We start from the raw sequence: 18203 nt of genomic DNA, 5'->3' as shown, positions 1-18203 counted from the left end.
GGGGCCCGGGGCCCCGGCGAGGGCGCGTCAGGCGTAGCTGGCCAGCGCCGCCTTCATCTTCTTCATGGCCTGCGCCTCGATCTGGCGGATGCGCTCGGCCGACACGCCATACTCGTTGGCCAGGTCCTGCAGCGTGCGCGACCCGCCTTCGTCCTCATCACGCAGCCAGCGCGACTGCACAATGTTGCGGCTGCGCTCGTCGAGCGTGGCCAGCGCGTTGGACAGGCCTTCGGTCTGCAGCCAGTCGCGCTGCCGATCCTCGATGATCTCGGTGGGCTCGCTGCCGGGGGCGGCCAGGTAGGCGGCCGGACCGAAGCCCGCGCCTTCCTCGTCGTCACCCTGCGGCTCCAGCGCGATCTCGTGGCCGGTCATCCGCGTTTCCATCTCGGTCACGTCCTTCTCGCGGACGTTGAGCTGTTCGGCGATGTCGGTCACGGCCTCGGGCGTCAGCGTGTCCAGGTCCTTCTTCATCGAGCGCAGGTTGAAGAACAGCTTGCGCTGGGCCTTGGTGGTGGCCACCTTCACCAGCCGCCAGTTCTTCAGGATGTACTCGTGGATCTCGGCCTTGATCCAGTGCAGCGCGAATGACACCAGACGCACCGAGCGATCGGGGTCGAAACGCTTGACCGCTTTCATCAGGCCGATGTTGCCTTCCTGGATGAGGTCGGCATGCGGCAGACCGTAGCCCAGGTACTGGCGAGCCACCGACACGACCAGCCGCAGGTGGGAAGTCACCAGCGTGCGGGCAGCGTCGACGTCCTGATGCTCCTTGAAACGCCGCGCAAGGCTGGACTCCTCCTCGGCGGACAGCATGGGCATGCGATTGACCGCAGAGATGTAGGCGTCCAGGTTGCCCAGTGACGGAACGGCAGGCGCAACGACACCGGTCTGGCGAGTGGCAAGTGCAACGGAGTGAGTCGTCATCGTGGCAGTTGTTTCCTGTAAATGACTAGCGGGTTAGATACTAGCACTTCACCGTGGGGAGTGCCAGCTTTTTTTGTTTCAAAAATGTCGTGGGTTGTCAAGCCCCTGCGGCTCCTGCAGAAAACGCGGGAGGGCGGGGTTTCGATGACAGGATGCGCGGCCTTCTGTGGAAAGGCCCCGACAGCCGGAGCTGACGGGGCCTTCGGGGGTGATGCCTGCGCGGTCTCAGTAGGCGTTCGGGTCGCGGAACGACACCAGGATGGTCTTCAGGATGATCTTCAGGTCCAGCCGCAGCGACCAGTGCCGCAGGTACTCCAGGTCGTAGCGGATGCGCAGCTCCATCTTCTCGATGGTGTCGGTCTCGCCGCGCGCCCCGTTGACCTGGGCCAGGCCGGTGATGCCGGGCTTGACCTTGTGGCGGATCATGTAGCCCTTGATCAGCTTGCGGTAGGTCTCGTTGTGGGCCACCGCGTGGGGGCGGGGACCGACCACGCTCATGCGGCCCTGCAGCACGTTGAAGAACTGCGGCAGCTCGTCCAGCGAGGTCTTGCGCAGGAAGCGGCCCACCGGCGTGATGCGGTCGTCGTTCTTGGTGGCCTGGCGCACTTCGGGGCCGTTTTCCTGCACCCGCATGGAGCGGAACTTGTAGACGTTGATCTCCGAGCCGTCCAGGCCGTAGCGGCGCTGCTTGAAGATGATGGGGCCCTTGGACGTGAGGCGGATGGCCAGCGCGATGGTCAGCGTGATGGGCAGCGTGATGATCAGCGCGATGGAGGCGATGACGATGTCCGACAGGCGCTTGAGCACGCCCGTGGTGCCGTAGAACGGCGTCTCGCACACGGCCACCACCGGCAGGCCGCCCACCGAATCCACCCGTGCCTGGATCAGGTCGAACATGAAGATGTCGGGCACGAAGTAGATGGAGGCCGTGGTGTCACGCAGGTCTTCCAGCAGCTTCAGGATGCGCGGCTGCGAGGCCATGGGCAGGGCGATGAAGATCTGGTCGATCTTGTTGGCGCGCACGAACTGCGCCACCGCGCTGAAGCCGCCGGCCACCGGCGCTTCCGTCACCTCGCCCAGACGGTCCGGGGTGCGGTCGTCGAAGAAGGCCATGATGCGCGTCTGCGACAGCGGGTCGTCCTGGATGGACCGGGCCAGCGTGCGGCCCAGGCTGTTGGCCGCCACCACGATGGCGGTCTGCTCGGGACGCATGGAGATGACCTTGTGCAGCAGCATGGGCGAGAGCCAGTGGCTGACGGCCTGCACGACCGGGGTGGCGATGACCCAGGTGGCCAGCACGTTCTGGTCGAACTGTCGCAGTGCGTCGATCATCAGGCCGAAGACCAGCAGCAGGCCCACCACCAGGCCCCAGCTGCCCAGCAGGTGACGCAGGTAGCCGGCCTGGTAGACCCGGAAGGGGACGCTGCCAGGGTAGCTCAGCACGAAGGTGAGGACGGCCAGCACCATTTCCTGGGCGCGCAGGGGGTGCCCGGCGGCCACGGTGACCACCAGCAGGCAGGCCACGGCCAGGATGGGATCGATGACTGACTTGACCAGCGACAGGATGCTGCGATTGCCGGTCCGGATGGGAACGATGGAAGAAGCGAAGGTGGGGCTGTTCATACCGCTTGCCGGGGCGCCGGGAATGTGGCGAGCCCGGATCAGGAGTCTGCTGGGGGTTATTTATACAACACCGGCCGGCTGGGGGCAGCCGTCCGATGGTAATCGGTTTGGCGCTTCTGTGTCAGGGTTCACGAACGAGGGCTCGGGAACCGGCGGGATCGGGACGTCGACAGAGGCAACAGCTTTGGGAATCCGGGCAGTGTTCACACGGCAAGGGTCGGGGGCTTGGCATGTTCGGCTCAATGCATTAGTGTGGAAGCAGAGCAGGACCGTCGGTGGCGGTACCATGCCCCATTCTGAGCTTTTTAAGACAGGGTAGTCATGAAAGAAATCATCGGAACACAAAAAAAAGCCGCACGGCGCCCGGCACTGCGCGCAGCCAGTGCTGCCGTGGCAGCCATCTTCTGTGGCCTGGCGGCCAGCGCTGCCCAGGCACAGGCTCAGCTGGAAGTGCCTGATCAGGACTGGACCCCCAACGCCGAGGCTGACGTCATCAAGCTCACCGGCCGCGTCGGTGTTACGCACGATAGCAATATGTTGCGTCTGAACAACCAGTCCCAGGCTGGCATCTACAGCAACAAGAAAGCAGGCGACACCTACCTCACGGGCGCCATGGGCATTGAGTTCGACCGCCTGATCAGCCAGCAGCGGCTGCGCGCCAACGCCGAGGTCGAGGGCTTCAAGTACAAGGAATACGACGATTTCGACCACGTGGGCTACAACGTCGGCTCCACGCTGGACTGGGTCGTGGGCCGTCCGCTGTTCGGCCGTGCCGGCATCAAGCTGGACCGCCGCCAGCCCACGGTGCAGGACCGTATCTACAACCAGACCACCAACGTCTCGGGTGACCGCAACAACATCAGCACCCAGAACCTGTTCTTCAACGCCGGCTTCCGCTTCACGCCGGCCTGGTCGGTCATCGGTGGCGTCGACTACGTCCGCAGCCGCAACTCGCTGGAAGTCTACAAGGACACCGACTATGACCTGAAGTCGGGCGAAGGCGGCGTGCGCTATGCCCCGGGCACCGGCATCGAGGTCGACCTGGTCTACCGTGCCACCAGCGGCGAGTACAAGTCGGCCCAGCGCTATGGTGACGACGGCTCCGCCCTGCTGTGCAACAACAACTGCCGCAAGAACGACTACGACGAGGACTCGCTGCAGGCCCGCGTCCAGTATCGTCCCAGCGAGGACAGCAGCCTGGGCGGCTTCGTCGGCTACACCCGTCGTGACTACGACCAGGGCAACCGCCACTTCCGTGGCCTGACCGCCGGCTTCGACACCGAGTGGGCCGTCAGCGGTGCAGTGCAGATGCGCGCCTCGCTGGGTCGCTCCATCGAGCCGGATGACGACGCCGTGACCGGCTCCTACGCCGACACCTGGTCGCTGAACTTCAGCCCGACCATCCAGGCCACCGGCAAGATCACCGTCGAGCCGTACCTGCGCTTCTACGACCGTCGCTACAAGGGTGACCAGCTGGCTGCCGGCCAGGTCGAGCGCAAGGACAAGATCTACATGGTCGGTGCCGAGGCTGACTACGAGTTCCGTCGCAACATGTTCCTGATGGCCAGCATCTCCCGTGAGCAGCGCGACTCCAACCGTGCCAACCTCGACTACAAGGCCAACGTCTTCGGCGTCGGCCTGAAGGTTCAGTTCTGACCCTTCCCTGCCTTTCGGCCCGGGCCTGACCCGGGCCACGTCACCAGGCCCCGGTTTCCCCCGGGGCCTGGTCGTTTCAGGCACTCCTTCCCATTGCACCTGCTGTCAGCTCGCCTTTGCTGGACAATCTTACGAAAGCAAGGGATATCATTCACGCTGGCGCCACAAAGGCCGGTCTAGAATCGGCGTTCACGGCCTGTCGGCCGCTTGGCGTGCCCGGGCGTTTGATTCTTGCGCGGGGCAACTCCCCTTTCCGTTCGCAGCCCTTCGGGCAAGCTGATCTCCCTTCATAGGACGGCATCCATGTTTCTTTCTCGCTTCAAGAAGTTCGTGCTGGGGCTGATGGCCCTGGCCACCATCGGTCTGGCATCGTCCCAGGCCGTGGCCCAGACCGCCCGCAGTGACTACCTGCTCGGGCCGGGCGACGTGCTGCGCATCCAGGTCTTCCAGTCCCAGGATCTGACCGTCGAGGCACGTATCTCCGAAAGCGGCGTCATCTCCTACCCGCTGCTGGGCGTGGTCAAGCTGGCCGGCCTGTCGCCGCAGCAGGCCGAGAACCTCATCGCCACCCGCCTGCGTGAGGGCCGCTTCCTGCAGAACCCGCAGGTCACCCTGAACGTGCTGCAGTTCCGCAGCCAGCAGGTCTCGGTGCTGGGCAACGTGGCCAACCCCGGCCGCTACCCGCTGGAGACCACCGGCATGCGCCTGTCCGAGATCCTCTCGGTGGCGGGCGGCGTCAATGAGACCGGCTCCAACAACGTGCTGCTCATGACCACCCGCAATGGCCGTCCGCAGCGTCTGGAAATCGACCTGGTCGAGATGTTCAGCACCGGCGACCTGAGCAAGGACGTGGTCCTGCAGGCCGGCGACACCATCTTCGTCAACAAGGCCCCCAACTACTACGTCTATGGCCAGGTCCAGCGTCCGGGCCAGTACGTGCTTGACCGCGGCATGACCGTGGCCCAGGCCGTGGCCAAGGGTGGTGGTCTGACCCTGCGTGGTACCGACCGTGGCATCCGCCTGCACCGTCGCGTGGGTGACCGCAACATCCAGGTGCTGGAGCCCAAGCTCGACGATCCGATCCGTCCGGACGACCTGATCTTCGTGCGCGAAAGCATCTTCTGATCGGCCTTCGGTCCGATCCCTCACGATGCCGGCCACGCTGGTCGGCATCCTGGAAACGGCGCCTTCGGGCGCCGTTTTCTTTTGTGTGCGGGCTGCCACCTTCCCATTTCCGCGCCTTTCCACGTTCGCATCGCGGGAACCGGGCAGTCCTCACATCGCCAGAACCCGAACATTTGCCGTGTTTTCCCGACGAATGGCGTCTTTCGTCCCCCGGAAGAAGCCAAATGCCAAGTCTGTCGTCGACGGCTCTCCCGGCAGTGTGGTACGTTGCAGGCATCGTGATCAGGGCCCGCCGGGCCTGGTCGCCGCTCACCCTGGAAGCCACCGCGTGTGGTCGTGACCTTCGCCGGTCTTTCTCCTCTCCTTCATCACCATGTCTGCAACCCAAACCTCTTCCGTTGCCGATCGCAAGGATCTGGCCGCTCTGGCCGCCACCCACGCCAAGTGCCGTTTCTGCGGTACCCAGCTGCGTCACACCGTGGCCAACCTGGGCATGTCGCCCATGGCCAATGCCATCCGCAAGCCGGAAGACCTCAACAAGATGGAGCCGTTCTTCCCGCTGCATGCCTATGTCTGCAGCAACTGCTTCCTGGTGCAGCTGGAGGAGTTCCAGAGCGGTGAAGCCATCTTCTCGGACTACGCCTACTTCTCGTCCTATGTGCAGGCCATGCTGGACCACGGCAAGCGCTACGCCGACGACATGACCGAGCGCTTCAAGCTGGGCGCCCACAGCAAGGTGGTCGAGATCGCCGCCAACGACGGCTACCTGCTGCGCTGGTTCCTGCCCAAGGGCGTGCCCGTGCTGGGCGTGGAGCCTGCCGCCAACGTGGCCGAGGAAGGCCGCAAGCTGGGCATCCCCATGGAGGTGATGTTCTTTGGTCGTGAAAGCGCCCGCAAGCTGCGCGACATGGGCCATGCCGCCGACCTGATGGCCGCCAACAACGTGGTGGCCCACGTGCCCGACCTGAACGACTTCGTGGCGGGCTTCTCCATCCTGCTCAAGCCGCAGGGCGTGGCCACGTTCGAGTTCCACCACGTGCTGAACCTGCTGCAGAAGAACCAGTTCGACAACATCTACCACGAGCACTTCTGCTACCACTCCTTCCTCACCTTCAGCCGCATCCTGGCCCACCACGGCCTGTCGGTCTTCGATGTGGAAGAGATCCCCAACCACGGTGGCTCGCTGCGGGTGTACTGCCAGCCTGCCAAGACCGGCAACCAGCCCGTCAGCCCGCGCGTGGCCGAGATGGAGGCCCGCGAGCGTGCCGCCGGCCTGGACACGCTGGAGCCGTACCTGGCCCTGGAAGAGCGCATCCGCGCCAGCAAGCGCAGTCTGCTGCGCTTCGTGCTGGATGCCCACCAGCAGGGCAAGCGCATTGCCGCCTACGGTGCACCCGCCAAGGCCGCCACGCTGCTCAACTATGCCGGTGTGCGTTCCGACTACATCGAGTACACGGTCGACCGCAACCCGCACAAGCAGAACCACTTCCTGCCGGGCACGCAGATCCCCATCTACGGCCCCGAGCGCATCCTTGAGACCAAGCCCGACTACCTGGTCATCCTGGCCTGGAACCTGAAGGACGAGGTGATGAAGCAGATGAGCGCCATCCGCGAATGGGGCGGCCGCTTCGTCATCCTGGTGCCCGAAGTCCAGATCTACGACTGACCGTCGGCAGGGCAGGCCATGCAAAGGCCTGCCCGCCACCCGGGCATCCCGTCCCCTTCCCAGATTGCCATCCCCGTCACCATGACCCAAGCCATCGTCGTCGAATCGGCCGCTGCCCTGGCCCGCCAGGCCGAAGGGCAGGGCGCTGCCATGCACGCCTTCTGCACGCAGCTCTACCCCATGCTGCGCAGCATCACCGGGCAGGGCGTGCGTGACACGCTGGCCGCCATCGCGCAGCACATCCCGCTCACCGTGACCGAAGTGCCCACCGGCACGAAGATCTTCGACTGGGAAGTGCCGGCCGAGTGGCAGGTGCGGGGCGCCTGGATCAAGGGGCCGGACGGGAAGAAGATCGTCGACATCGCCGAGCACAACCTGCACCTGGTCAACTACAGCGCCCCGTTCCGGGGCACGCTGTCGCTGGAAGAGCTGCGCCCGCACCTCTTCTCGCTGCCCGACCGGCCGGACTGGATCCCCTACCGCACGCAGTACTTCAAGCGGGACTGGGGCTTCTGCCTGACCGATCGCCAGCTGCAGTCGCTCCCGCCGGGCAACTACGAAGTGTGCGTGGACACTGACCTGGTGCAGGGCTCGCTCACCTTCGGTGAATGCGTGCTGCCCGGCGAGAGCGCCGAGGAAGTGCTCGTCTCCACCCACGTCTGTCACCCCTCGCTGGCCAACGACAACCTGTCGGGCATCTCGACCGCCACCTGGCTGGCGAAGACGCTGGCCGCACTGCCCAAGCGCCGCTACACCTATCGCTTCGTGTTCATTCCGGCCACCATCGGCGCCATTGCCTGGCTGTCGCAGCGGCAGGACGTGACGAAGCACGTGGCGCATGGCGTGGTCATCTCCGGCGTGGGCGATGCCGGCGACTACCACTACAAGCGCAGCCGCCGGGGCGATGCCGAGATCGACCGCATCATGGCGCTGGTGCTGGCCGAAAGCCGCGAAAAGCACCACCTGCTGCCCTTCATGCCCTACGGCTATGACGAGCGGCAGTTCTGCTCGCCTGGCTTCAACCTGCCCATGGGGTGCTTCTCGCGTTCCACCTACGGCAGCTACCCGCAGTACCACACCTCGGCCGACAACCTGGACTTCATCCGCCCCGAGCACCTGGAGCGATCGCTGGGCCTGCTGCTGGCGGCGTTCGGCATCGTCGAGCGCAACCTCAGCTTCAACAACCTCAGCCCCTTCGGTGAGCCCCAGCTGGGTCGACGTGGCCTGTACTCGCTCATCGGCGGCCACAATGAAGGGCAGAAACTGCAGCTGGCGCTTCTGTGGGTGCTGAACCAGTCCGATGGCAGCAAGAGCCTTCTGGACATCGCCGAGATGGCCGGACTGCCCTTCGATCTGGTCCATCAGGCCGCCGAAGCGCTTCTGCACAACCAGCTGCTGGAAGTCGTTGTAAGGTAGCCTCAGATCTCGTTGTTTCGTTGCAGTCGATGCCGTAATGTTCAGAATACGCTCCGACTTCCCTATCTCCTCGCCGGTCGACATCCCATGAACAGCAACCAGAAGCCGAACGTTTCCGGCATGGTGGAACGCACCTGCTTCGACAAGTCCGCAGCCCTGCGCAAGAAGGTTCACGACACCATTCCGGGTGGCGCACACACCTACGCCAAGGGCGATGACCAGTATCCCGAGCGCTCGCCCGGTTTCATCGAGCGCGGCAAGGGCTGCCACATCTGGGACGTGGACGGCAACGAATTCATCGAATACGGCATGGGCCTGCGCGCCGTCACCCTCGGCCACGCCTATCCGTCCGTCATCGAGGCGGCCTACCGGCAGATGCAGCTGGGCAACAACTTCAACCGCCCGGCCCCCATCGAGCTGGAATGCGCCCAGATGCTGCAGTCGCTGGTGTCCAGCGCCGAGATGGTCAAGTTTGCCAAGGACGGCTCCACGGTGCTGACCGCCGCGCTGAAGCTGGCTCGCGCCTACACCGGCCGTGACCTGGTGGCCATCTGCAGCAACAGCCCCTTCTTCTCGTACAACGACTGGTTCATCGGCACCACTGCCATGGACGGCGGCGTCTCGCGCGTTGAAGTCGAACTCACCGTCAAGTTCAACTACAACGACATCGACAGCCTGCAGAAGCTCTTCGAGCAATACCCGAACCGCATCGCCATGGTGCTGCTGGAGCCGGCTCGTACCGAAGAGCCCAAGGACGGCTTCCTGCAGAAGGTCATCGACCTGGCCCACCGCAATGGCGCCCTGGTCACGCTGGACGAGACCATCAGCGGCTTCCGCTTCCATCAGGGCGGGGCCCAGACGCTGTATGGCGTCACGCCCGACATGTCGTGCTTCGGCAAGGCGCTGGCCAACGGCTTCTCGCTGTCGGCACTTACCGGCAAGCGCGAAGTGATGGAACTGGGCGGCCTCTTCCACGACAAGGAGCGCGTCTTCCTGCTGTCCACCACCCACGGTGCCGAAGGCCCCAGCTTGGCGGCTGCCATCGAGACCATGCGCATCTACCGTGATGAGCCGGTCATCGAGCACCTCTACCACGTGGGCGAGCGCCTGCGCGCCGGCATCGAGCAGGTCACGGCAGACCTGGGCGTCAGCGAATACCTGTCGGTGGCCGGCCGGGGATGCAACCTGCTCTATTCCACGCACGACCACGAGCACAAGCCTTCGCAGCCGTTCCGCACCCTGTTCATGCAGGAACTCATCCGCTGGGGCGTGCTGGCGCCCAGCTTCATCGTCAGCTACTCGCACAGCGAGGCGGACATCGACTACACCATCGAGGCCTTCAGCCGGGCCGCCAAGGTCTACAAGAAGGCCCTGGAAGCCGGCAGCACCGATGGCCTGCTCATCGGCGCACCCACCAAGGTGGTCTACCGCCGCTACAACTGATGTCCGTGCCCATGCGTCATCCCGATGACGCATGAACCACACAAAAGGCCCGGCCTGCCATGCAGTGCCGGGCCTTTCGTTTCAAGGGGGGAGCTGTCAGGCCGTGACCGGCTCCAGATACATCTTCTGGATGTCCGGCGGCAGATGCTCCAGCGTGGTGCCCTGCAGATAGTCATTGATCGGCGAGCCCGTGCAGCGCGAATCCATGTTGGGTGCACCGTCACGCGCACGCAGGTCCTTGCGGTTCACCACCCGGAAATCGATCGAGAAGCGCGTCTCGCCCGTCTGGTTCGGAATGGACGAATGCAGGTGTGCGGCGGCAAACAGCAGCATGCCGCCCGGCGGTGTCACCACCGTCACGTTCGGCTCCAGCTTGATGTCTTCCTGCAGCTTGGGCTGCGGGCGCGTGTCCTTGTTCACGTGCGTGACCGCATTGAAGCGCTGCTTGGCATTCCATTCCTGGTAGTTGTAAATCTCGGAATTGTTCGGCGTCTCGCGCGCGAACCACTCCGGATGGAAGGTCATGGCGTTGCCGCCGTTCACCTCGAAGATCGGAATCCACCAGTTGATCTGGCACATCGGCGCCGAATACCAGGTGTCGCGGTGCGCATGGAAGGCATAGGCGATGCCGCTGGTGAGGTAATTGTGGCTGGTGGACGTGCGCATGCGCGGCACGTCGAAATAGGTCTCTTCCAGATCACAGCCGATGTACTCCATCATCTTCGGGATGATGCGCTTGCATTCCGGATGATGGATGAAGGCCGGCTTGAGCTTCGAGAGAATCTCGGCGAATTTCTCGACCGGGTAGTGATCCTGCGCCGTGCGCGGATCCAGACCGGGGAAGGCCTCGACAATCAGCTTGCGGGCCAGCTCGATCAGCGCCAGCGAATGCTCATTGGCGGAATACACGAACAGGTCGCCGTCGTAGATCATCCTGCGGCGGCTGTCGTCGTCGATCTTCCGGTCAAAGTAGACAGTGGTCATGGGGCATGTTGTTGCAATTCACGCGATGCCCAAATTCTATGAGTGAGGTCTTCGGTGTTTATTGTTACGCCATGTACAGCGTCATCAAGGGCAAGGCAGTACTTGAATATCTTCCGTTAACCTGTTGAAGAAAAAGCGTCTATTCCGGCTGCTTGTCTTGCGCAAGCAGGGTCGGTCTATGCCCGTAGGCGAAAACGGGTATCAAGCCGGAAACCTTTTTCAGGGCAGGGGACCTGCCAAGAAAAAGGGGCGGTATGCCCGCCCCTTTCACTCACGCAATGGTTGTCCGGCAGATTACCAGGACTTCCAGGGCGCCTTGCCCGAAGCCCACAGCTCTTCCAGCACGTGCTTGTCGCGCAGCGTGTCCATCGGCTGCCAGAAGCCGGTATGGCGCCAGGCCTCCAGCTGGCCATCGGCCGACAGCGAACGCATCGGCTCCTGCTCGAACACCGAATCATCACCGTGGATGCGGTCCAGCACCTTGCGATCCAGCACGAAGAAGCCGCCGTTGATCCAGGCGCCGTCGCCCTGCGGTTTCTCCATGAACGAATCGACCAGCGTCTGGTCGGCCTGCAGACTGAACGCCCCGAAGCGGCCCGGGGGCTGAACGGCCGTCACCGTCGCTTCCTTGCCGTGCTTGCGGTGGAACTCGATGGAGGCGGTGATGTCGACGTTGCTCACGCCATCACCATACGTGCAAAGGAAGGTGTCACCCTTCACATACTTGGCAGCCCGCTTGATGCGGCCTCCCGTCATCGAATCCTGGCCCGTCTCGACCAGCGTCACCGACCACGGTTCGGACTCGTTGCGGTGGATCTGCATCTCGTTCGTGCCCAGGTTGAACGTCACGTCCGCACGCGAGATGGCGTATTCGTGGAAGTACTGCTTGATGATGTGGCTCTTGTAGCCGCAGCAGATCACGAAGTCATTGATGCCGTGCGAGGCATAGATCTTCATGATGTGCCAGAGAATGGGCTGCCCGCCGATCTCGACCATCGGCTTGGGGCGTACCGCGCTTTCTTCGCTGATCCGGGTGCCGAAGCCGCCGGCAAGAATGACCGCTTGCATGGTGAGCGTAGTCCTCGTTTGTCGATGCAAATGACATGGTCGCCCGACACTGAAAGGGCGTCAACCAAAAGCGACACACTTCCGCCGGAATGCAGCCAGGAAGCGATGAAATGCGTACTCAGTCCAGAAGTGCCGTGGCAAATTCGCGCGCGCTGAATGCCTGCAGGTCTTCCACGCCTTCGCCCACGCCGATGAAGTACACCGGCAGCGGGTTGTCACGCCGCGTGTGCGCCAGGGCCGCAATGGCGCCGCCCTTGGCCGTCCCGTCCAGCTTCGTCACCACCAGACCCGTCAGCTGCACCGCCTCGTCGAAGGCCTGCACCTGCGCCAGCATGTTCTGGCCGGTATTGCCGTCCAGCACCAGCAGCACCTCGTGCGGCGCACCGTCCATCGCCTTGCCGATCACCCGACGGATCTTCTTCAGCTCGTCCATCAGGTGACGCTGCGTGGGCAGCCGGCCGGCCGTGTCCACCATCACCACGTCCACCTTGCGCGCCTGCCCGGCCTTGATCGCATCGAAAGCCACCGCGGCCGGATCGCCTCCCTCGTTGGCAATCACGTGCACCTGGTTGCGCTCGCCCCAGCGCGCCAGCTGCTCGCGTGCCGCCGCCCGGAACGTGTCGCCCGCCGCCAGCAGCACCGACTGATCGATCTGGTGCAGATGGCGCGCCAGCTTGCCGATCGACGTCGTCTTGCCGGCCCCGTTCACCCCGGTGATCATCATCACCAGCGGATCGGCCCGGTCCACGTCGATGGGCTTCTCCAGCGGCGACAGAAGCTCCGTCAGGATGTCGATCAGCGCCGTCTTCAGCGTCGCCGCATCGTTGATCCGGTCGCGCTGGGCCCGCTCGCGCAGCTCATCCAGCAGCCACGTCGTCGTGCCATAGCCCGTGTCACTGGCCAGCAGCGCCGTCTCCAGCTCCTCGTACAGCGTCTCGTCGATCCGGTTGCGGCTGAAGATGCTGCCCAGCTGCGAGCGCGTGCGCGCCAGCCCCCCGCGCAGCCGCGCGAACCAGCCAGCCCGCGCCGGCCGCACCGCTTCCGGCATCGCTTGCGTGGGCGGCACGATCTCGCTTTCGCCATAAGTTGTGGCCTCGCCGGAAGTCGGGGCGCTGGCATCCTCGGACACCGCCGGAACGGACGGCGCTTGCTGTGTGGGCGCCTCCACCGTCGGTGCAGACACCACCGCTTCAGGCGGGGGTACCTCCACCACCGGCTCGGCCGGTACCTGGGGTGCCACGGCCTCGACCGGGGCAGCGGCTTCCTTCGCGGCAACCGTTTCCTTCAGAGCAGGGGCTGCCTCGACCGGCGTGCTCTGCGGCCGTGGTGCTTCGGAGACCTCGGCCGATGGCACATGCGGCACACCCGCCAGCGGCGCCTCGGCCCTCGGCGTCGGCATGGCATTCGGACCTGCTTGCGGCAAGGCCGAAGAAACCTCGGCGGGTGCCGCCGCTGGCTCCGCAACGGTGACATCCCCGGCAGTACCAACGCCAGATGTTTCCGCCGCTACAGCCTGTCCGGCCTCGGGCTGTGGCTGGGCAACGTCCCGCGGCTGCAGCGCTTCGGGGGCCTGTGTGCCGCCCGCTGGCTCACCGCCTTCGGCCGATTCCCCGGCCGGCTCGGCAGCAGCCTCTTCATTGGCCGCAAACTCGGCCGCAGCGGCCTGGGCTGCGGCTGCATCTTCCTTCTCTTTCTTCTTGCGACGGAAAAAACCGAACATGTCGTGCGTCCTGTATGAGTCTGCTGCAGTGTGGGTTGCTGCAATTCTAGAGCCTGTCCGCACCCGCCAGCCTGCCGGATATCGGCACCCAGGGACAAAGCGGGCCCATGGGGCAGAGCCGGTAAACTAACGGCTTCCTTCCGAGTACCCCTCCATGTCCTCCCGCATTCGCATCATCGGCGGCCAATGGAAGCGCCGCCTGCTGCCCGTGCCCGACTCGCCGGGCCTGCGGCCCACCCCCGACCGCGTGCGCGAGACCCTGTTCAACTGGCTGGGCCAGGATCTTTCCGGCTGGCATTGCCTGGATCTCTTCGCCGGCTCAGGGGCCCTGGGCTTCGAGGCCGCCTCGCGCGGGGCCGCCCGCGTTCTGATGGTCGAACAGAACCCTGCCATCGCCCGTGGCCTGAATGCCAGCGTCCAGCAGCTCGGGGCAGGGGGCTGCATCGAGGTCATCCGCGCCGACGCCGCCCGCTGGCTTGACCAGCGCCCGCCCATGCTGCAGGATTTGATCCTGCTGGACCCCCCCTTCCGGGCCGGCTGGCTGCCGCGCATCCTGCCCGCCGTCCTGCCTTGGCTGGCGCCCCACGGCCTTGTCTACGTCGAGGCCGATCACGCCATCACCGACGACTGGCTGGCCCAGCAGGGCTGCAACAGCCTGGCCGTCATCCGCGCCGGCAAGGCCGGACAGGTCCATTATCAGCTGCTTACTTCCGAACCATGTCCCTCGTCGTCTACCCCGGAACCTTCGACCCGCTGACCCTGGGCCACCAGGACGTCGTGAACCGCGTCGCTGCCCATCACGAATCCGTCGTCGTCGCCATCTCCGACAGCCGCACCAACACCCTGTTCACCATGGCCGAACGCGTCGACATGGCCAAGGCCATCCTGGTGGGGCTGCCCAACGTGCGCGTCATGTCCTTCTCCGGGCTTGTCACCGACTTCGCCCGCGACATCGGCGCCAACCTCATCGTGCGCGGCCTGCGTGACGCCAGCGACTTCGACTACGAGCGCCGCATGGCCAGCCTCAACCGCATCCTGCAGCCCACCATCGACACCCACTTCATCATCCCCGACGACCGCTACCAGTCCATCACCGGAACCCTGGTGCGGGAAATCGCCATGATGGGCGGCGACGTGCGCGCCTTCGTCAACCCTGTGGTGCTTGCCGCCCTGCAGGAAAAATACCTCAAGCGCCAGCAGGAACCGCGCAAGGAGAGCCGCTGACATGGCCCTCATCATCACCGACGAGTGCATCAACTGCGACTGCTGCGAACCCGAATGCCCCAACGAAGCCATCTCCATGGGGCCCGAGTACTACATCATCGACCCCAACCGCTGCACAGAATGCGTCGGCCACTTCGATGAACCCCAGTGCGCCCAGATCTGCCCCGTCGAGTGCATCCCCATCAATTTCGACCTCAACGAGAGCCGCGAACAGCTCCACGCCAAATACCTGCGCCTGCAGGAAGAAAAAGAGGCACTCAAAGGCGCCGTCCTGACCGGCGCCGATGGCCAGCCCGGACGGATGCCTGCCGACAACCCGGTCAGCGGTTGATCAGCGTGCTCTTGCCAAACAGGCTCTCCACCAGATCCACCACCAGCTCTGCCGTCTGATTGCGGATATCCAGCGCCGGATTCAGCTCCACGATATCCAGCGACGCCAGCCGGCCCGTGTCCGCAATCATCTCCATGCACAGCTGCGCCTCGCGGTACGTCGGCCCGCCGCGCACCGCCGTCCCCGTCCCCGGCGCAATCTCCGGATCCAGAAAATCCACATCGAAACTCACGTGCAGATGCGTGTCCGCATCCACATCCGCCAGCGCACGGTGCATCACCTCGCGCATCCCCAGCTCATCGATCGCACGCATGTCGAACGCCCGCAGCCCCAGCTGACGGATCATCCGCTTCTCGTGCTCATCCACCGAGCGCAGCCCCACCTGACAGAAATGCTCCGCTGACAGCGCCGGCGTCTGCCCCGAAAGCCCGATCAGCGGCTGCGGCCCCAGACCCAGCAGATTGGCCACCGGAATCCCGTGAATATTGCCACTGGGAGAAATATCCGGCGTATTGCAGTCCGAATGCGCATCCAGCCACAGCACCCGCAGCTTGCGCCCCGACTCGCGGCAATGACGCGCCACCGCACTGAGCGAACCCGCCGCCAGATGGTGATCACCCCCCAGCATGATCGGCGTGCGCCCTTCCTGCAGCTGCGCCAGCACCGCATCGTGCACCGCCTGCGTCCAGAAAACCGCCTCCGGCAGATTGCGCAGCCCTGCCGCCTTCGGATCACGCCCGCCACGCGGATTCACCGGCCCCGCCAGATTGCCCGTATCCACCACATCCACCCCCAGCGCCCGCAGCGCCGCCGGCAGCTGCGCCACCCGCAACGCATCGGGCCCCATCGCCGCCCCCAGGCGGCTGGCCCCCACGTCCGTGGGCGCGCCGATGAGCGCGACCCGGTGGGGGGTTTGAGGGGTGAGGGAGGAGTCCGTGGTGGGGGGAGGGGCGTGGGCATGGTGCTTTCTGCGAAGGGAGGAACAGAGGCCAGAAACCGTTGCGGCGCCTGCCGCCGGGCTCTGGATCCATCCTGGCGGCCGAATGGGCCGGGGTGACTGGGAACATAGCACGGAAGGGGGCTGGTGGCAGACCGGGGCGTGGGGAGGGCGCCTGAGAAGGGTAAAAAGCAACGGGCAGCAGGGGCTGGTGGTGGGGTGTGGGCCTGCCGGGCCAGCCTGTCTTGTCCGGGTATCGTGAGGGTGAGGCTTGGGGAGGGGCGAGCCTTGCATGCCTATCTGAGAGCCATGCAATTAAAGATCTCATGAGGTCTATACAATAAGATAAGCACTCTGTTTGGAGTGCTAAAGGTAGTTGCTCCGTATGGGAGCCCATGTCAGGCATCAGTCTTGCTGGTCATTGAATTTAACATCCTGAATGGATATATTGAGCGTTATAAGCATCTCCAACAGGCTGCTAATTCATGTCAGACTTCATGCCCCTCCCGGTCGAGCGCGCCGTTCGCAAGCTGGGCCACGACCTGTCGCTGGCCCGCCGCCGCCGCCGCATCTCGCAGGACTCCATGGCCCAGCGCATGGGGGCATCCGTCTCCACCGTGCGCCGCATCGAAAAAGGCGACCCACGCATCCCCATCCACTTCATTGCCCGGGCGATGATGATCCTGGGTGACCTGAAGGCCCTGGAAAACCTCATGGATACCGCCAACGACGACATAGGCCTGTTGCTGATGGATGAGCAGCTGCCCAAGCGGGTACGGATGCCCAGGAACGTGTCGGGAGGGTTGTGATGGCTGCACCATCGAACACCCTTCGCCAGCACGTGCAGGTGTGCGTGGGGCAGAAAGGCACCCCCATCGGATCGCTCATCTACACCCGCCAGGGAAGACGCGAAAGCACGGCCTTTGCCTACGACGCCAGCTGGCTGGCCAGCCCGGATGGCTTCAATGTTTCAGCCGACCTGCAGTGGACATCCGGCCACCAGCCTCACAAGGCCGCCACCTCGCATGACTCGCCCTTTCATGGCGCACTGGCCGACACGGCACCGGACGCCTGGGGAAGAAGAGTCATCGCGCGGGACCATGCCAAGCGCCGCCAGAAAGACTCGACCCTGGGCGCACTGACCGAACTGGACTACCTGCTGGCCGTGGACGACAGCGCCCGTGTTGGTGCGCTGAGGCTGAAAGGTGCGGATGGCCAGTGGCACCGTTCCGTTGAGCCCGGCCGCCGGACCACGCCGCCCCTCATCGCCCTGGAGCGCGCCTTCCGGGCCAGCCATGCCATCGAGCGCGGAGACGAGACCGACGAAGACCTGCGCTACCTGCAGGGCAGGGGTACCTCCCTGGGCGGCATGCGCCCCAAATGCACCCTGGTGGACGAGAGCGGCCGCCTGGCCATCGGCAAGTTTCCCAGCATTGGCGACACCCGCAGCGTCACACGTGGCGAAGTGCTGGCCTTGAAGCTCGCCCAACGTGCCGGCATCCAGGTCGCCGAATCGAGAGTCGTGCAGCTGGCAGACATTCCCGTCGCCCTCATCTACCGCTTCGACAGACAGCCGGATGGCGGGCGCATTCCCTACCAGTCGGCTGCCACCATGCTGCAGGCATCGCGGGATGATGAAAGAAGCTATCTGGAAATCGCCGAAGTCATTCGCCGCCATGCGCTTGACCCCACCGCCGACCTGCAGCAACTGTGGCGACGCCTCATCTTCAATCTGCTCATCACCAATGTGGATGACCACCTGCAGAACCACGGCTTTCTGCATGCCACGAACGGCCATTGGCGTCTCTCGCCGGCATTCGACATCAACCCCTTTCCTGACAAGGACAGAGAATCCAAAGTGTGGCTTTCGGAAGAGGACGGCCCCATCACCAACACCCGCATGTTGCTGGCTCGCTCCCGGGAATTCGCGCTGACGCCGGAGGCTGCGCAGAAGGTACTGGATGAAGTGCGCGCAGCAGTAGCCGGGTGGCGTGAGGTGGCACTGTCACCAGAGGTGGGATTGACGCAGAAGGAGTTGCGGGGGTTTGAGGGGGCGTTTGTGGCGGAATAGGGGTGTGGGTGGGGA

At 64.6% G+C, this 18203-nt stretch carries 16 protein-coding genes; 10 read left to right on the top strand and 6 right to left on the bottom strand.

Annotated features, from left to right (window positions below; translation table 11 throughout):
* Positions 1-27 precede the first annotated feature (27 nt).
* Positions 28-924, bottom strand: a complete 897-nt coding sequence (rpoH, locus tag EL249_RS01320) for an RNA polymerase sigma factor RpoH (protein WP_005674840.1) — start codon at positions 922-924, stop codon at positions 28-30.
* A gap of 225 nt (positions 925-1149) precedes the next feature.
* Positions 1150-2547, bottom strand: a complete 1398-nt coding sequence (locus tag EL249_RS01315) for an undecaprenyl-phosphate glucose phosphotransferase (protein WP_005674841.1) — start codon at positions 2545-2547, stop codon at positions 1150-1152.
* Positions 2548-2868: 321 nt separating this feature from the next.
* Here EL249_RS01315 and EL249_RS01310 point away from each other — a divergent pair, with 321 nt between their 5' ends.
* From EL249_RS01310 to EL249_RS01290, 5 genes are all read left to right on the top strand, one after another.
* Positions 2869-4203 carry an outer membrane beta-barrel protein gene (locus EL249_RS01310; RefSeq protein ID WP_040530209.1) on the top strand — a complete coding sequence of 445 codons (1335 nt, stop codon included), beginning with the start codon at positions 2869-2871 and terminating at the stop codon, positions 4201-4203.
* Positions 4204-4506: 303 nt separating this feature from the next.
* The gene (gene epsE / locus EL249_RS01305; protein WP_005674844.1) at positions 4507-5328 is read left to right on the top strand and encodes a polysaccharide export protein EpsE; all 822 of its coding nucleotides are present in this window, start codon (positions 4507-4509) and stop codon (positions 5326-5328) included.
* Between the two features lie 373 nt (positions 5329-5701).
* Positions 5702-6994, top strand: a complete 1293-nt coding sequence (locus tag EL249_RS01300) for a class I SAM-dependent methyltransferase (RefSeq protein ID WP_005674846.1) — start codon at positions 5702-5704, stop codon at positions 6992-6994.
* An 18-nt stretch (positions 6995-7012) separates the two neighbouring features.
* On the top strand, positions 7013-8410 hold the full coding sequence (locus EL249_RS01295) for a DUF4910 domain-containing protein (protein WP_005674848.1): 1398 nt from the start codon (positions 7013-7015) through the stop codon (positions 8408-8410).
* An 87-nt stretch (positions 8411-8497) separates the two neighbouring features.
* Positions 8498-9853: a glutamate-1-semialdehyde 2,1-aminomutase gene (locus EL249_RS01290; RefSeq protein ID WP_005674849.1), complete on the top strand. Its 1356-nt coding sequence runs from the start codon at positions 8498-8500 to the stop codon at positions 9851-9853.
* A 96-nt stretch (positions 9854-9949) separates the two neighbouring features.
* Here the strand turns inward: EL249_RS01290 and EL249_RS01285 are convergent, their stop codons facing one another.
* From EL249_RS01285 to ftsY, 3 genes are all read right to left on the bottom strand, one after another.
* Positions 9950-10837: a 2OG-Fe(II) oxygenase family protein gene (locus EL249_RS01285; protein ID WP_005674851.1), complete on the bottom strand. Its 888-nt coding sequence runs from the start codon at positions 10835-10837 to the stop codon at positions 9950-9952.
* A 294-nt stretch (positions 10838-11131) separates the two neighbouring features.
* Positions 11132-11905: a glucose-1-phosphate cytidylyltransferase gene (gene rfbF, locus EL249_RS01280; RefSeq protein WP_005674852.1), complete on the bottom strand. Its 774-nt coding sequence runs from the start codon at positions 11903-11905 to the stop codon at positions 11132-11134.
* Between the two features lie 118 nt (positions 11906-12023).
* Positions 12024-13304 carry a signal recognition particle-docking protein FtsY gene (gene ftsY, locus EL249_RS01275; RefSeq protein WP_126348267.1) on the bottom strand — a complete coding sequence of 427 codons (1281 nt, stop codon included), beginning with the start codon at positions 13302-13304 and terminating at the stop codon, positions 12024-12026.
* A 475-nt stretch (positions 13305-13779) separates the two neighbouring features.
* Between ftsY and rsmD the strand changes: the two genes are divergently transcribed.
* Genes rsmD through EL249_RS01260 form a run of 3 tightly spaced genes read left to right on the top strand, consistent with a single transcriptional unit; the run spans position 13780 to position 15180 of the window.
* Positions 13780-14382, top strand: a complete 603-nt coding sequence (gene rsmD / locus EL249_RS01270) for a 16S rRNA (guanine(966)-N(2))-methyltransferase RsmD (RefSeq protein ID WP_005674854.1) — start codon at positions 13780-13782, stop codon at positions 14380-14382.
* Entirely contained in the window at positions 14343-14849 is a 507-nt protein-coding gene (gene coaD / locus EL249_RS01265) for a pantetheine-phosphate adenylyltransferase (RefSeq protein WP_005674855.1), read from the top strand. The genes rsmD and coaD overlap by 40 nt, the downstream gene beginning before the upstream one ends.
* A 1-nt stretch (position 14850) precedes the next feature.
* Entirely contained in the window at positions 14851-15180 is a 330-nt protein-coding gene (locus EL249_RS01260; protein WP_005674856.1) for a YfhL family 4Fe-4S dicluster ferredoxin, read from the top strand.
* On the opposite strand, the gene rocF is transcribed toward EL249_RS01260, so the two are convergent.
* Complete coding sequence (gene rocF, locus EL249_RS01255) at positions 15170-16027, bottom strand: arginase (RefSeq protein WP_232002051.1); 858 nt, start codon at positions 16025-16027, stop codon at positions 15170-15172. The two genes, EL249_RS01260 and rocF, sit on opposite strands and share 11 nt — an antisense overlap.
* A 587-nt stretch (positions 16028-16614) precedes the next feature.
* On the opposite strand from rocF, the gene EL249_RS01250 reads away from it, so the two are divergent.
* Together EL249_RS01250 and EL249_RS01245 are read left to right on the top strand one after the other, a co-directional pair.
* The gene (locus EL249_RS01250; protein WP_126348030.1) at positions 16615-16926 is read left to right on the top strand and encodes a helix-turn-helix domain-containing protein; all 312 of its coding nucleotides are present in this window, start codon (positions 16615-16617) and stop codon (positions 16924-16926) included.
* A complete protein-coding gene (locus EL249_RS01245; RefSeq protein WP_005674861.1) occupies positions 16926-18188 on the top strand; it encodes a type II toxin-antitoxin system HipA family toxin in 1263 nt (420 codons plus the stop codon). Before EL249_RS01250 ends, EL249_RS01245 begins: the two co-directional genes overlap by 1 nt.
* Positions 18189-18203 lie beyond the last annotated feature (15 nt).

The organism is Lautropia mirabilis, assembly GCF_900637555.1.
GTDB classification, from domain to species: domain Bacteria; phylum Pseudomonadota; class Gammaproteobacteria; order Burkholderiales; family Burkholderiaceae_E; genus Lautropia; species Lautropia mirabilis.
This window is presented reverse-complemented; position numbering and strand designations above follow the sequence as displayed.